The organism is Natronorubrum halophilum (assembly GCF_003670115.1).
GTDB lineage: Archaea > Halobacteriota > Halobacteria > Halobacteriales > Natrialbaceae > Natronorubrum > Natronorubrum halophilum.
Genome location: NZ_QQTY01000004.1, coordinates 393009 through 407540 on the forward strand (window position 1 = coordinate 393009; position 14532 = coordinate 407540).

Here is a 14532-nt window from a genome sequence, read left to right on the forward strand (position 1 = left end):
CGGTGACGGCGTTTCGGACGATCGTCACCGCTACAGCGGCGCACTTCCCGCCGGGCTCGTAGCGACGGCTGCGGCGGTAACGGACGGTACCCCAACCACACCTGCAACCGCGTACGAGTCGTCATCGTCCGGCGTCCGTCGAACGGAGGCGACGCGTTCGTCGTCCGGCGAGAGCTGCGGCTCCGATACCCGTCGCAGATCGTCGTACTCGGTCGCAGTACTGGCGTTCACGTACGCTGTTTCCGGGAGAAGCGTAACAGGCGTTCGCGTTCCGGTACGTCGTACGGGAAGAAAGCCTCGGAGTCAGGTTGGCGGTGGAATGACAGATCGGAAGTGCGGAGGGGGTCACAACGAAGAGTGCTCGAGGAAACGGTCGAGTGTACCGGCCCCTGATTCGGAAACCGACTCAGAGTTCAGTGAACACCGCATCGGCAGCATCGAGATACGACTCGAGGTGGGACTCGTCGTGAGCGGCCGAGAGGTGGTGGCGCTTGTACGGGTTCGGCGTGAAGAAGTGGCCGCGCTCGCGCATGCCCGCCGCGAACGCGCGGAAGCGCTCCTCGTCGAGTCCGAGCACGTCCTCGTAGTCACGGGGTTCACCGTCCACGCCGAACTGAACGGTGAAAATGCTCCGGTGGCCGACGATCCGTCCGTCGATGCCGTGGTCCTCGAGTAGGTCGGTCAGTCCCTCGCGGTAGCGATCGCCGAGATCGGTCAGATACGCCTGGATATCCTCGGCGACGATGGTATCGACGGTCTCACGTGCAGCGGCCAGTCCCGGGAGACTGCCCGAGTACGTCCCGCTGATGACAACGCCGGACTCGTTGTCCCCGCCCGCCTGAGCGAGCAAGTCCGATCGGCCGCCGACGGCCGCCACGGGATAGCCGTTGCCCAGGGCCTTCGCGACGCACGTGAGATCGGGCGTAACGTCGACCTCGCCCTGCACGCCGTGTGGCGAGTGACGGAAGCCGCTGATGACCTCGTCGAAGATCAACGGGACGTCGTGTACCGCGGTCGCCTCGCGTAGCGTTTCGAGAAACTCAGTTCGCGGGAGCAGACAGCCGACGGAGTGGGGAACGGGCTCGAGGATGACCGCCGCGAGGTCGTCGCCGTGGTCGCGGACGATCGCCTCGACCGTGTCGGGATCGTTGAACGGAGCGACCAGCGTGTTCTCGACGGCCGCTGAGAGCATGCCGTCGGACTCGGGATAGCGCTCGCCGACGCGGTCGACGGGCGGGTAGACGCTGACGTCGACGTAGTCGTGCCACCCGTGGTAACACCCCTCGAACTTCAGTATTTTCTCGTTACCGGTGGCGGCTCGCGCGAGTCGGATCGCATGATACGTCGCCTCGCTGCCGCTGTTGCAGAAATTTACCATCTCGACGCTGGGCAAGAGATCGACGAGGCGTTCGGCCACCTCGACCTCGAGAGGTGCCGTGCCCGCCCCGTACAAGACGCCGTCGTCGATCGCCGCTCGAGCCGCCGCGTCGACATCCTCGTGGGCGTGGCCGAGAACGATCGGTCCGAACCCGAGGTGGTAGTCGGTGTACTGCTCACCGGCGACGGTCGTCAGCGTGGCGCCCGACGCCGACTCGAAGGCGACGTCACCCGTGTCGTACGCCTGCGCCCGCAGCCCCGTCTGTGCGCCGCCAGGGATGATTTCGCGTGCCCGATCGACGATCGATTCGTTTCGGTCTGCGTTCGTCGCGGAATCATCTTCGACGTCCTCCGCACAACCGGCATCGTGGGATTCCGTCCGCTCGAGATCGGTCACGGTGCCCACCCCGACGACGGTACCCTCCCGACCACGGTTGCCGGTCCCGATTTGTCGGTGACGGGTCGAGGAGGTGAGCAGGTGGTCACGCCCGTCCGAGCGGATTCACTCGTTCCCACCCTACGGGCGGTGCCATCGATCCAACTCGATCGGACAGGATCGCTTTTCGGTAATCGGGACCCCCATCCACCCCCGGTTTGCCCGCTCGAGTCGCACGAGGATGTGAACCCAGACGGCCTCGTTCGTACGGCTTCAGGGCCGTATCCGTCGAGTGAATTCACGGTCGAGGTCGCGAGTGTTCGCGTATGCTGTCTCATTGTGTCGGGATAGTGGGTACTCAGTCGTCGTTCGTCATGCTAGCGGCCTCCTCACCGAACTCGGCGGGCGCGTCAGCCCATACGCCGGACGTAAGGTCGATCGCGTCGTTCCACTTCGCAACGACCGTCGTGACCGCCAGATCGCCGGCGATATTGTTCATCGTACGGAGGCGGTCGAGAAGCGGATCGATGCCCGCGATCATCCCGATCACCTCGAGCGGGAGTCCGACCTGGGTCAACACCGCGGCCATCATGACCAGACTCGCGCTGGGAACGCCCGCAGTGCCGATGCTCATGAGGAGCGCGGTCAGCAGGATGGTGAGCTGTTCGACCAGCGTGAGTGAAACGCCGGCAATGTTCGCCGCGAAGATGGCGACGATGCCGAGATACATCGCCGTCCCGTCCATGTTGATCGTGGCCCCCAGCGGGAGCGAGAAGCCGTATACGCGTTCTTTGACGCGGAGATTCTCGTCGGCGTCCGACATCGAGATGGGGAGCGTCGCGGTGGACGACCGGATGCTGAGTGCCGTAATGAGCGCCTCCTTGATGCCACGCAGGAAGGCGACGGGTGACACGCCGACCGCACCCCGAACGATGATCAGGAGGTAGACCAGCGTGATCTGGAGTCCGACGGCGATCGCGAGCGTCATCGAGAGGGAGAAATACGCTCCGACGGCCTGGACGCCGACCTCTCCGAACAGCGCCGCCATCAGCGCGAACACGCCGAGGACGCCGAATTCCATGATCCCCCAGACGATTTTGAACATAACCTCCGCGCCGGCATCGACCACGTCGAAGATGGTATCGATACCGTTTCGGACGGCCGAGTCGGGTTCGACTTCCGCTCGAACCATCGTCATTCCGAGGCCGAAGGCGAGCGTGAAGAAGATGATCGCGAGGATGTTCCCCTCCGCCATCGCAGCGATGGGGTTCTCGGGGACGATGTTGAACACCTGATCCGTCAGGGACGGCGTCTGTTCGGTCTGGACCTCCGTCTGCTCTAAGGTCATTCCCGTCCCGGGATTGATGAGGTTGCTAACGCCGAGTCCCATCCCGATGGCGACGGCCGTCGTGGCGAGATACAGGAGCACGACCTGTCCGCCGATCCGCCCCAGGTTTTTCGGGGTCAGTTCCCGCGTCGCCATCAGCAGCGTGAAAACGATGATCGGAACGATGATCATCTCGAGCAATCGGACGAACAGATCACCGATCGGCTGGAGCGACATCGCCGGCCGTCCGACAGCCAACCCGACGAGGGCGCCGAGAACGAACGCTATTCCGATCCGATAGACGATCGGGACCGATCGATATTGTCTCCATGCTGAGGTGAATGGGCTAGCCATACTCTCATGTGATACGCTTTTGAAATTAGGTGATAATACTTCCGGAGTACAGACCTACATGTCTATTCGCTATCTGTAGGACACTGCTGTCGTAGCAACTACAAGTTACCGCACACCTGATCGCACAGCTATCGGGCGATCAGTGTGTGGAAGGGTGGAGTTGTTTCTGTCAAATGAATTGATGTTGGGAAGTGATCGTCATGCCGCCGTATCACAACCGCGCCCGCCTGTCGGACGAGCAGTCGGGGCCGGAAGCGTCGCCAGCGATCGAGGTCTGCGGACGAGTTCCGAATTAGTTGTGTTTTTAACACATCCGGCCGTACAATAGCTCGTGACTGGCAACAATTTGGTCGCCCCACACGCGTCCGGCGACCGCGATAGTGGCGCTCCGGACACGGCGTTTCAGGTCATCGTTGCCATCTACAGCGGTGCGCTCCTCGCGGGACTTGCGACGATAGCAGCCACGTTGACAGGTGCCGTTCCAGCCGGTTCGCCACTCCTGGGCGCTCTCACGACCACGTACGCGGTTGGTTTCGTGATCGGCACTGTCGCTGGAGTCGCCCTCTCGAGCGTCGACCCGCACCTTCCGCGTCGGCTCGGGCGCACCCCGCTTCGACGGCTGGCGCTTGTCGCCCCAGCGGTCTTCTTCGTCGGTGTCTGGCTCGCGCCGCTCGAGGCCACCGTCGACGTCGTCGCGGTCTGGTCGACGATCGCCGTGTTGGCGACGGGGTACGTCCTCTCGCAACTGGCGGGCAATCGGTACGTCGACACTGTCACTCCCGGCGACCCCGAGGAGACGTGGCGGTGGGACCCGCCCGGCTCCGTCCGACTCGACGCCGCCCTCTTCGCGCTGTACGCGGTACTCGGAGCGGGCAACGCGGCCAGCGGGAACTGGCTGCAAGCGCTGGTGTGGCTGACGGTCGGCGCCGCCTGGATCGCGAACAGTCTCGCCGAAGGTCGGTGGTCGTTCGGTCCGAGGCGCACTCGCTGCGAAGTTCAGTTCTACGACGCCGGCCTCGTCAAACGACGACCGTACACGCGGTCGTTCGTCCCGTGGGACGAGATCACCCACGCCCGCTTGCGCGACGGCGAACTCGTCCTCGATCGCGGCCTCCGCGACGTGCGCTTCGACCGCGACGAACTCGAGGATCCCGAAGCCGTTCTCGAGGCCGTCGATCGGCGGCTGGCCCGGAACCGATCGTAACGGATCCGTATCGAACGGATCACTCGAGGTCGACCCGGCCGCTCGTCGCGCTCCGGAGTCGATCTCGAAACGCGTCGGCCTCCTCGAGCGGCACCCGGACGACGAACGAAACCGTCGCCTGATAGTCGGCCTCGAACTCGTAGCCCTCGCTCTCGAGGATGCCGCGGACGGTTCCCGAGTCGTCGTACTCGACGGTGATCGAGACGGACTCGTGGGGCCGCTCTTCGACGATGTCCGCGGCGTCGATGGCCGCTTTGACCGCGCGGGAGTACGCCCGAACGAGGCCGCCGACGCCGAGGTTCGTCCCTCCGTAGTAGCGAGTGACGACGACCGCGCAGTTCTCGATCTCCCGTTGAGCCATCACGTTCAGCGCCGGCTTGCCCGCGGAGCCGGAGGGCTCGCCGTCGTCGCTCGAGTACTCGCGGAGGAACTGGCTCTCCCGCTCGCTCTCGTCGCCGGTCCGCACCCGATAGGCGGGGACGTTGTGGGTGGCGTCCGCGTACTCCTCGCCGACGGCGTCGATGAACGCCTCGGCAGCTTCGACGGACTCGACGGGCCGAACGTGTCCGATAAACTCCGATCCCTGCACGACGAAGTCGGCGGTCGCCGGCCCCGCGACGGTGCGGTACGTTCGGCTCACGGCCGTTCACCGCGCCCGTGGCGTGCCGGTCGCGCTCTCGAGCCGTCGCTCGACGTCCCGTCGACCATGGGGTCGCTACTTCCGCCGGCGAAAAGAGCCCGTCGGTCCCCCACGAGCGATCGACGGGTCAGTCCTCGGTGGGAGCCACCATCGCAGCGTTCGTCTCGAGTTAACTCACCGGGACCAGTATGTTCTTACTTCCCACGGTGGTTCGTGACACCATGGACGACGAAGCTATCGATCCGATGCTCGCCGACGAACTGCTCAGCGCCTGCCGAACGACGGTCGGCGACGAACTGCGCAGTATTACCTACTTCACCGAGGACGTCGTCGAGCAGGTGTATCTCCGATCGGACCTCGACAGAACGGCCGATCTCGTCGGCTTCGCCGATCACGAGCGACTCGGCTTTCGCTCCCAGTCGGCGTACCGGAACACCCAGCTCGGGGAGTACCTCGCGACCGTCCGGCTGTTCGAAAACGGCTACCTCTCGCGCGTGATTCGCGGGCCACACGGCGTCTGGGTGACGACCGACGAGATGTCGATGGATCGATTTGAGGAACTCACGAGCGCGCTCGAGGCGATCCTCGACGAGGCCGAAAGCGACGACTGAGACCGGCGGCCGTTCCCGGCCGTGGGATTCGCCCCAACGCTGGCGAATCCACCGCGCCGACAGTGATCCGGAACAACGCGTCGCCGGACGCGCTTCGAGAGCCCACAGTGCGGGCTACTGGATCTCGATCTTTCGGACGAACTCGAGGTCGCGAATCGCGGTAAAGACCTCGCCCGAGAGATCCTGATCGGTGATCAGGTAGAGCTTCGGTTCGTCGGTGAACTCCGGATCCTCGCTGATCGTCTGGCGGATCGAAATTCCGTGATCGGCGAGGGTGCCGGTGACACCGGAGACGATCCCCTTCTGTTCGGCGTCACCGGGCGTGATCGTGAGCACTGTCAGGTCGAGCACCGGCGCGAGATCCATCAGGCTCGGCACCTGAGAGATGTTCTGGAAGATGCGGCGCAGTTCCGGATCCTCGAGGATGACGTCGGTCGTCGAGTCGACGACGCGCCGGTCGACGCCGATCTCGCGAGCGATACCCGTGTTCGGAATTTCGATCCCGCCCGAGACGACCCGGCCGTCGTCGTTGACCGAGAAGCCGCGCTCGAGCAGGAGCCGAATAACCGCCTGCTGGCTCGGCGAGCCCTCGAACTTCTCCATGATCTCGTCGAACATTCGTTATCGTGCGTACGCGTGCCGCGGTATAATGTCCGGTGATTGTCTCCGAGCGGTCGTCGGGTGACCGACACCCCGTCTGACGGACGATTTTTGAGGGTTCGGTCAGTAGCGCTTCCCATGCGCGAACTCCGAACGTGTGATTTCTGTGCCGGCGATGCCGCCGGCACCTTCGAAATCGTCCCGCCCGAACTCGAGCCGACCGAGGCCGAACAGCGACGCGTCGTCTGCTGTTCGGCCTGCCGGGATCGGCTCGAAGTCCTGCTCGAACCGCTGCTCGCCCGTGCGGGCGTCGGTAGTGCCGGTGCGACAGCCAGTGCTGGCACCGACGACCGCGACGGTGGCCGCGAGGAACGCCTGACGACCGCAGACGAGACCGACGAAGCTGACGACGCGAGCGGGGCCGTCGTCGCGTCCGCGAACGACTCGACACAGAAGCAATCTCGGACGTCCAGTCCGAACGCGACCGTTTCTGACGGCGACTCCGACACCGATTCGCGGATCGGTTCGGTACTCGAGGACGGGATCACGTTCGAGCGATCCGAAGCCGCGGCGTCGGACCCCGATGGCGAGGAGACGGATGCGGACGGTGCGAACGAGACGACAATCGAAGATACGACGGTCGAAGCCGCGGCCGAAAACGGGGCGAACGAGTCCGGGGCAGCGGAGGACTCGAGTGACGCCGCAGTCGACGACCCGACGGACGATGACGTCACGAGTCGGCCGCCAGCGGGCTACGGCAAGGTCATCAGACTGCTCCAAAACCGGGAGTTCCCCATCCAGCGCAACGCCGTCGAAAACCTGGCCGCCGGAGCCTACGACCTCGAGACACACGAGATCAGTGCGATCGTCGATCACGCGCTCGAGGAGGGCGAGTTCACCGAGAACCGCGACATGCTCGAGCGGCCCGATAACTAGTCGCCCGTCCTAGAGCGTCCCTTTCGTACTCGGCGTCCCCGTTCGCCGCTCGTCGATCCGCGTCGCGTCGTCGAGCGCCCGCGCGAGCGTCTTGAACAGCGCCTCGACCTCGTGGTGGGCGTTCTCGCCTGTGACCTCGAGGTGCACGGTCAGACCGGCGTTCATCGCCAGCGATTCGCCGAAGTGGCGAGCCATGTCGCTCGTGAACTCGCCGATTCGGGCCTGCGAAAACGTGCCGTCGAAGTAGAATCGGGACCGACCGCTCACGTCGACGACGGCACCGGCGACGGCCTCGTCCAGCGGGACCTGTCGGTCGGCGTAGCGCACGATCCCCGACCGATCGCCGAGCGCCTCGTCGAACGCCCCCCCGAGAACGATGGCCACGTCCTCGACCGTGTGGTGATCGTCGATCTCGAGGTCGCCGTCGCAGTCGATCTCGAGGTCGAACAGCCCGTGTTTGGCGAACGACGTCAACATGTGGTCGAAGAAGCCGATTCCGGTGTCCACGTCGGCGTCGCCGGTGCCGTCGATCGCCAGCGCACACTCGATCGACGTCTCGGCCGTCTCGCGCGTATTCGTCGCCGTTCGCTCGCTCATGACAGACCGATATCGCCGCCGGTACAAGGGGATTGCGCTCGCCGTGACACCGTTATGCACACCGTGATGACGGTACGCACATCCTGATTACGCAGCCGAAAGCCACCGCTCGAGCAAACCGGACGGGGACACTAGTTGTGACCACGGCGAACGATCACGAATAGAGTACTGTCTGAGGAGAGCGTATAAAATTTCTAAACAATTCTCAGGCCGTTTCGAAACGTCGTATCGTCTCCGTTACCGAGGTTGAAACGGACCGAAACCACGCTAATGTTCGACCCGTTATATGATCCCCGCAGTGAATGTATGGATAAGACGAGGTGCCTCGAACCGATGTCCAATCACTCCCCGCTCCCGAACGAATCGATCGGTCCGTCCGGCCCTGAATCGGACCGAAAGCACGAGCAACGCTCCCACAGAATCGTCCGCTCGCTCAAAGGCCCAGCGCAGTTCCTGTCGTTTTGGGTCGCAATCGCCCTCCCCTTTGTGCACCTCCCCCTCCTCGCACAGGGACTGGGCAATCCGCAGGTGACCCTCACGTTCCTCACGCTGCTCGCGTTCAACGTCTTCGCGCTCTACGTTGGCCACGGTCACAAGCAGTGAGAGCGGCGGTTCGACAGCTGTCTCCCCTCCACACCGCCGCTTCCGTGTCGCCGGTGGCAACGCCTCACGAACGGACAGGATCTCCAAGAGTTAATGTCCTTCCACGCTCAGATACGGTCACTCGATGAGGATCCGCGTCGACTGGCGCTCGAGTTGTAGTCTCACCGGGACGGTTCTGAAGTGGCTCGCCGTCCCGATCGCCGCCCCCCTCATACTGGCGGTGCTCGACGGCGACGACGCGCTCCCGTTCGTCGCCGCACTCGTCGCCACCGTCGCGGTCGGCGTCGCACTCGAGCAACTGAACGACGATCCGAAGTTAGAACAGCGAGAGGCGTTCCTGATGGTCGCGCTGACGTGGCTCAGCGTCGGCGTCATCGGCGCGATTCCGTTCTACCTGATCGGACTCGGTACCGATCCGAGCTCCGCGTTTTCCGGCTCCCTCGACGGCCTGATCAACGCGCTGTTCGAGAGCATAAGCGGGCTGACAACCACGGGAGCGACGGTGATGAGCGGCTGGGATTTCGAGAACCAGTCCCGCGGGCTCTTGCTCTGGCGACAACTGCTCCAGTGGCTCGGCGGCCTCGGAATCCTGATCGTCGCCATCGGCCTGCTCTCGAACCTGATGGTCGGTGGAGCCCAGCTGATGGAGACCGAGACGCAGACGAAAAACGTCCGGAAACTCCGCCCGCACATCGACGAGACCGCCCGCCTCATCTGGGGGCTGTACGTGGGTCTCACAGTGCTCGCCGCGGCGACCTTCTACGCGCTCTACTGGCTCGGAATGGCCCCCGAGATGGATCTCTTCAACGCCGTCTCCCACGCTCTGACCAGCGTCGCGACCGCCGGCTTCTCCCCGGAGGGGGAAAGCATCGCCGCGTTTACGCCCGCCGTCCAGTGGGCTATCATCCCCTTCATGATCCTCGGCTCGACGAACTTCGTCCTGCTGTACTACGTCACCCAGGGAGCGTTCCGTCAGCCACTCGAGTCGGAGGAGTTCCGGTTCTACATCGGCGTTCTGGTGGGTTTTAGCGCGATCGTCGTGGGGCTTCTCTGGACCGATCCCGCGATCGACGGCAGCGTCGAGTCGACGATCAGACACGGGATCTTCAACGTCGTTTCGATGGTGACGACGACGGGCTTCGCCTCGACGGACTTCAGCCGCTGGTCCGCCGGCGCAGCGCACATGCTGTTTCTCTGTATGTTCATCGGTGGGATGGCGGGGTCGACGACCTGTTCGATCAAAACCCTGCGCTGGCTGGTGACGCTCAAGGCGTTCCGTCGCAACCTCTTTACCTCGATTCACCCCGAAGCGGTGCGACCGCTTCGACTCAGCGACGCCGTCGTCGACGAGGACACGATCCGGGACATCTACGCCTACGTGTTGCTCGTGATCACCATCTTCTTCCTGCTGACGATTTTCGTCGTCGTCGACGCGGCCCGGTTCGCCGATCCGGACGTCACCGAGTTCGAGGCCCTCACCGCGTCGGCCTCGATCTTCCTCAACATCGGTCCCGCGTTCGGGATGGCCGGCCCGATGGACAACTACGCCGGCTTTCCCATCACCACTCGCGTCGTCATGATCGTCATGATGTGGATCGGCCGCATCGAGATCATTCCGGTGCTCGTCCTGCTGACGCCGGCGTTCTGGAAGTCATAAAGACCCAGCTTTTGCGCTGCGGTCTGACGCGCTGGTGACTTTGTCAACCAGCGCGGCGTCCCTCGGCAAAACCTGGACCAAAAGCACCGGAAGACGGTCCTGCTCGCTATTGCTCGCAGGCTGCGACTCCCGAGCCTTCGTTCGCTCCGCTCACGGAAGACACTCCTCCCTCCGTTCCGGCGGCTGTGCGGCCTTCACATCAGTCGTCGGCCCGCTCGGCCTTCGACTTCACTCGCGGTGAATAGCCGTGCAACGGCCTGCCCTCCCCCGGGTTGCACGGCTCTCGCGTCGCTCGAGCCGTGCTCTCGGCCACAGCGACTGATTGTATCAAAGAAGTCTGAACCCCGCCGAGACAGTTCACTCGGTCTGCTCGTCGCTCGTTTGAACGAGTTCCTCGATGCCGCTCTCAGGAATCTCTCTTTTGGGGTCGAAGCCGACCGTCTCGTAGTAGCACGACAGAGCGGCGAGAGCCCGACGACCTCAACGATTATCGACGGCGTTCTGCGCTTCCTCGAGCGTGAAGTTCCCCTCGTACAGCGCGCTGCCGACCACCACGGCAGCGGCACCAGCCTCCTCGAGCGCCCGCACGTCCTCGAGGGTCGCCACACCCCCGCTCGCGATAACCGGAATCTCGGTCGCCTCGACGAGTTCCCGCACCGGTTCGGTAGCCACGCCCTCGAGTCGACCCTCGACGTCGACGTTCGTAAACAGGATCGCCACAGCCCCCAGCTCCTCGTACCGCTCGGCGGCTTCGACCGGCGAAATACCGGCGCCTTCGGTCCAGCCCTCGACGACGACCTCGCCGTCTTTCGCGTCGAGGCTGACGACCACGCTGTCGGGTTGCTCCTCGCTGATCTCGGCGACGATGTCGGGGTTTTCGACCGCCGCCGTACCGAGGATGACGCGGTCGAGCCCGCGCTCGAGCAAGTCGATCGCGTCGTCGTCGGTTCGAATCCCGCCGCCCAGTTGCGTCGGGACGTCGACGGTCTCGAGGACGGCGTCGATGGCGTCGCCGTTCTTTCGCTCGCCCTCGAACGCGCCGTCGAGGTCGACGAGGTGCAGCGACTCCGCACCGGCGTCGATCCACCGCTGTGCGGCCTCGACGGGGTCGCCGTAGGTCTTCTCGGTCCCGCGCTCGCCCTGGACGAGCTGGACCACTTCGCCGTCTTGCAAATCGACGGCGGGGATCACGTCGAACGCCGGAAACACGCTCATGGCGAGTTGCAGGCGGGGCGTCCGCCTAAAGCCACCGACTTCGGCGTTCGCCTCGAGGACGAGAAGAGCACTCGGCCACCGGATGGCGTCGTACGCGGGAGACAGCGTTCACAAACAGCTGTTCGCGACCGTCCTCGCGACCAGTCCCGTCTCCGGCTTTCTCAACAACACGCCGGTCGTCGCGCTGCTCGTCCCCGTCGTCACCGACGTCGCGAATCGGGGTAACACGTCGCCCTCGAAGCTACTCATCCCGCTGTCGTACGCCTCGCAAATCGGCGGCATGCTGACCCTCATCGGAACCTCGACGAACCTCCTCGCGAGCGACGTCAGCGCTCGACTCGGCGAGGAGTACCCCGAACTCCACGGCTTCTCGATGTTCGAGTTCACGCAACTCGGCGCGGTCGTCGTCGTCGTCGGCGCGCTCTACCTGATCTTCGTCGGACACTACCTGCTCCCCCGAGCGCGTGCCGCCGCGCGCGGACTACCTCAAGGAGTACGAAGTCGGCGACTACATCGCCGACGCGGCCGTGGTTCCCGGCTCGCCGCTCGTGGACGCGACCGTCGGCGACGCGGCCGAGAGTCTGGGTGCCGAAGCCGATATCGTTCAGATCATCCGCGAGGGGGATCGGTCGATCGCGCCGTACCAAGATGTCCATCTCGGGGAGGGTGACATCCTCGTCGTTCGTACGGATCGGGACGCAATCACGGCCCTGGAGGACGCGGAGGGCGTCGAACCCGTCGGGTACCCGGACTCAGCCGTGGACCTCTCTTCCGCCGATGGAGGAATCGTTACCGAACTGGTGATCGCACTCGACTCGCGGCTCGTCGGCGAACGGCTCGATCCAGAGGGATTCCGCGAGGAGTTCGGCGCGGCCGTCCTCGGCCTCCGGCGTCGCGGCGCGCTGATCGGCGAGCGGATCGTCGGCAAACGGCTCGACGTCGGCGACACGCTCCTCGTACAGGCACCGTCCGACACCCTCGATCGGCTCTCGAGGCGCGACGACGTGATCGTCACCCGCGATCCGAGTACCGGACGGACAAGGCACCGGTCGCCGTCGTTATTATGATCGGCGTCGTCACGGTCGCTACCCTCGAGATCTATCCGGTCTTGATCTCCGCGCTCGCTGGCGTGGTCGCAATGGTCGTCGCCGACGTCCTCGATCCGAACGAACTGTACGACGCCGTCGAGTGGGACATCATCTTCCTGCTCGCCGGCGTGATCCCGCTGGGAATCGCCTTAGAGCAGTCCGGTGCGGCCGCATACCTCGCCTTCATGGTCGTCCAGACGGCCGGCGTCCTGCCGACGCTCGCGGTGTTGTGGCTGTTCTATATCGTGACGGGGCTGATCACGGAGGTGATCAGCAACAACGCGAGCGTCGTCCTCATGATCCCGGTCGCAGCGGTCGCCGCGGCGGGAATCGGTGCGAACCCGTTCGCGTTCGTGATGGCGGTCACGTTCGCCGCAAGCACCGCGTTCCTGGGACCGATCGGCTACCAGACGAACCTGTTCGTGTACGGTCCGGGCGGCTATCGCTTCGGCGACTATTTCCGAATCGGCGCGCCGCTGCAGTTGATTCTGTCGGTGGTCACCGTACTCGGCATCGCGGTAATCTGGGGCGTGTGAGGCGTCTGGGGCTCAGTGAGGCGACAAAATTCGTTCTCACGCTCGTCCCGCGGTCTGTCAGTTCGTTCCCGTGACCGGTGTGAGCCAAGCGAAACCCGGTTGCAGCGGACTGATTCGAGCGAGCGGTGAGCGGTCGGCAGTAGTAACGCAACACTCCCGGGCCCAATGACATAATTAATATGATATATCAGTAGGTCCCAGTACTTATTTGACGAACAGTCCAGTAGTCCCCCTCGATGGTCGAAACTGTGCTGTTGGTCGGGGTCATCGCCTCGATTTTCGTCGGATTCAATATCGGCGGCTCGTCGACCGGAATCGCGTGGGGACCCGCCGTAGGAGCGGGACTGCTTCGAAAGACCACGGCGGCCGCGTTGATGACGTTTTTTGTCTTTCTCGGCGGCTGGACCGTCGGGCGGAATGTAATGGACACGCTCAGCGGCGACATAATCTCGATCGAAATTTCGCTGGTGGCCGGTGTCGCCGTCCTCTTTTTCATCGGACTGGGTATTCTCATCGCGAACGTCTTCGGCGTCCCCGTTCCGACGTCGATGACGACCGTCGGCGCGATCGCCGGATTGGGGCTGGCGACCGAGACCCTCAACTACGAGACGATCACCTGGATCATCTCGTGGTGGGTCGTCACGCCGGTTCTTGGACTCTGGGTCGGGGCGACCATCGGCCGATATATCTACCCCGAACTCAATCGGCGCTTCGAGATCAGCGCGTCCGAGGGGGCGCTACTCACGCTCGATCGCAGCGGTTCGGCTCCGAAACCAGTACTCGGACCGAACACGACGTATCAGGAACTCGTCGGGACGGTCGTCGTCTTCATCATCGGCTGTTACATGGCCTTTAGCGCCGGTGCGAGCAACGTTCCAAACGCCGTCGCACCGCTGGTCAGTAGCGGCGCGCTCGAGGTCGACACCGCCATCATCATCGCTACCGTCGCGATCGGACTCGGCGGCTTTACCATCGCCCGACGGACGATGGAGTCCGTCGGGAGCGAACTCAGCGAGATCCCGCTGTTGGCGGCGCTGATCGTCATGCTCACTGCCTCGACGATCACGACCGCACTCTCGTGGATCGGCATTCCGATCAGTCTCGTGATGGCGTCGGTGATGACGATTATCGGCCTGGGCTGGGGGCGAGCCACTCGTCCGATCACGGCTCGAGATGCTATTCGTGGCGACACCGACACGGAGCTGGCGATGGGCGCACTGACCGCTGAATCCGACGCGCCGGTCACCAAAATCGGTGAAGCGGAGTCCGAAGAAGTCCTGAACGCGGGCGATCTCTTTAACCCGCGAGCTATCGTGAAGTACGTCTCGATGTGGATTATCGGACCGACGACGTCGACACTGCTTGCCTACGGGTTCTTCGTCGCCGTCGGTATCACCTGACCCACTCCACC

The 14532-nt window shown here is 64.1% G+C and carries 13 protein-coding genes and 1 pseudogene; 7 read left to right on the top strand and 7 right to left on the bottom strand.

The window, feature by feature from the left end:
• Positions 1-30 precede the first annotated feature (30 nt).
• The 3 genes from DWB23_RS17380 to DWB23_RS17390 all read right to left on the bottom strand — a co-directional run bounded on the left by DWB23_RS17380 (position 31) and on the right by DWB23_RS17390 (position 3434).
• Positions 31-231, bottom strand: a complete 201-nt coding sequence (locus DWB23_RS17380) for a hypothetical protein (RefSeq protein ID WP_121744038.1) — start codon at positions 229-231, stop codon at positions 31-33.
• 175 nt (positions 232-406) lie between these two features.
• On the bottom strand, positions 407-1774 hold the full coding sequence (locus DWB23_RS17385) for an aspartate aminotransferase family protein (protein ID WP_121744326.1): 1368 nt from the start codon (positions 1772-1774) through the stop codon (positions 407-409).
• Positions 1775-2111: 337 nt separating this feature from the next.
• Entirely contained in the window at positions 2112-3434 is a 1323-nt protein-coding gene (locus tag DWB23_RS17390; protein ID WP_121744039.1) for a dicarboxylate/amino acid:cation symporter, read from the bottom strand.
• Positions 3435-3765: 331 nt separating this feature from the next.
• Here DWB23_RS17390 and DWB23_RS17395 point away from each other — a divergent pair, with 331 nt between their 5' ends.
• Positions 3766-4638, top strand: coding sequence for a hypothetical protein (locus DWB23_RS17395; RefSeq protein ID WP_238717494.1), 873 nt, complete (start codon positions 3766-3768; stop codon positions 4636-4638).
• 19 nt (positions 4639-4657) lie between these two features.
• Here DWB23_RS17395 and DWB23_RS17400 read toward each other — a convergent pair whose 3' ends face one another.
• Positions 4658-5278 (bottom strand): IMPACT family protein, encoded by a 621-nt coding sequence (locus DWB23_RS17400; protein ID WP_121744041.1) that lies wholly within the window; start codon positions 5276-5278, stop codon positions 4658-4660.
• A gap of 221 nt (positions 5279-5499) precedes the next feature.
• Between DWB23_RS17400 and DWB23_RS17405 the strand changes: the two genes are divergently transcribed.
• Positions 5500-5889, top strand: coding sequence for a DUF7522 family protein (locus DWB23_RS17405; protein ID WP_121744042.1), 390 nt, complete (start codon positions 5500-5502; stop codon positions 5887-5889).
• A 114-nt stretch (positions 5890-6003) separates the two neighbouring features.
• On the opposite strand, the gene DWB23_RS17410 is transcribed toward DWB23_RS17405, so the two are convergent.
• On the bottom strand, positions 6004-6507 hold the full coding sequence (locus DWB23_RS17410; protein ID WP_121744043.1) for an amino acid-binding protein: 504 nt from the start codon (positions 6505-6507) through the stop codon (positions 6004-6006).
• 120 nt (positions 6508-6627) lie between these two features.
• Between DWB23_RS17410 and DWB23_RS17415 the strand changes: the two genes are divergently transcribed.
• Positions 6628-7425, top strand: a complete 798-nt coding sequence (locus DWB23_RS17415; RefSeq protein WP_121744044.1) for a hypothetical protein — start codon at positions 6628-6630, stop codon at positions 7423-7425.
• A gap of 9 nt (positions 7426-7434) precedes the next feature.
• Here the strand turns inward: DWB23_RS17415 and hisB are convergent, their stop codons facing one another.
• Complete coding sequence (gene hisB, locus DWB23_RS17420; RefSeq protein WP_121744045.1) at positions 7435-8022, bottom strand: imidazoleglycerol-phosphate dehydratase HisB; 588 nt, start codon at positions 8020-8022, stop codon at positions 7435-7437.
• A 333-nt stretch (positions 8023-8355) separates the two neighbouring features.
• Between hisB and DWB23_RS17425 the strand changes: the two genes are divergently transcribed.
• Together DWB23_RS17425 and DWB23_RS17430 are read left to right on the top strand one after the other, a co-directional pair.
• Positions 8356-8625 (top strand): hypothetical protein, encoded by a 270-nt coding sequence (locus tag DWB23_RS17425; protein ID WP_121744327.1) that lies wholly within the window; start codon positions 8356-8358, stop codon positions 8623-8625.
• Positions 8626-8749: 124 nt separating this feature from the next.
• A complete protein-coding gene (locus tag DWB23_RS17430) occupies positions 8750-10282 on the top strand; it encodes a TrkH family potassium uptake protein (RefSeq protein ID WP_121744046.1) in 1533 nt (510 codons plus the stop codon).
• 480 nt (positions 10283-10762) lie between these two features.
• Here the strand turns inward: DWB23_RS17430 and hisA are convergent, their stop codons facing one another.
• Positions 10763-11497: a 1-(5-phosphoribosyl)-5-[(5-phosphoribosylamino)methylideneamino]imidazole-4-carboxamide isomerase gene (gene hisA, locus DWB23_RS17435; RefSeq protein ID WP_121744047.1), complete on the bottom strand. Its 735-nt coding sequence runs from the start codon at positions 11495-11497 to the stop codon at positions 10763-10765.
• 70 nt (positions 11498-11567) lie between these two features.
• On the opposite strand from hisA, the pseudogene DWB23_RS17440 reads away from it, so the two are divergent.
• Positions 11568-13121, top strand: a pseudogene (locus DWB23_RS17440) (SLC13 family permease); the annotation flags it as partial.
• Positions 13122-13357: 236 nt separating this feature from the next.
• On the top strand, positions 13358-14521 hold the full coding sequence (locus DWB23_RS17445) for an inorganic phosphate transporter (RefSeq protein ID WP_121744048.1): 1164 nt from the start codon (positions 13358-13360) through the stop codon (positions 14519-14521).
• Positions 14522-14532: the final 11 nt, after the last annotated feature.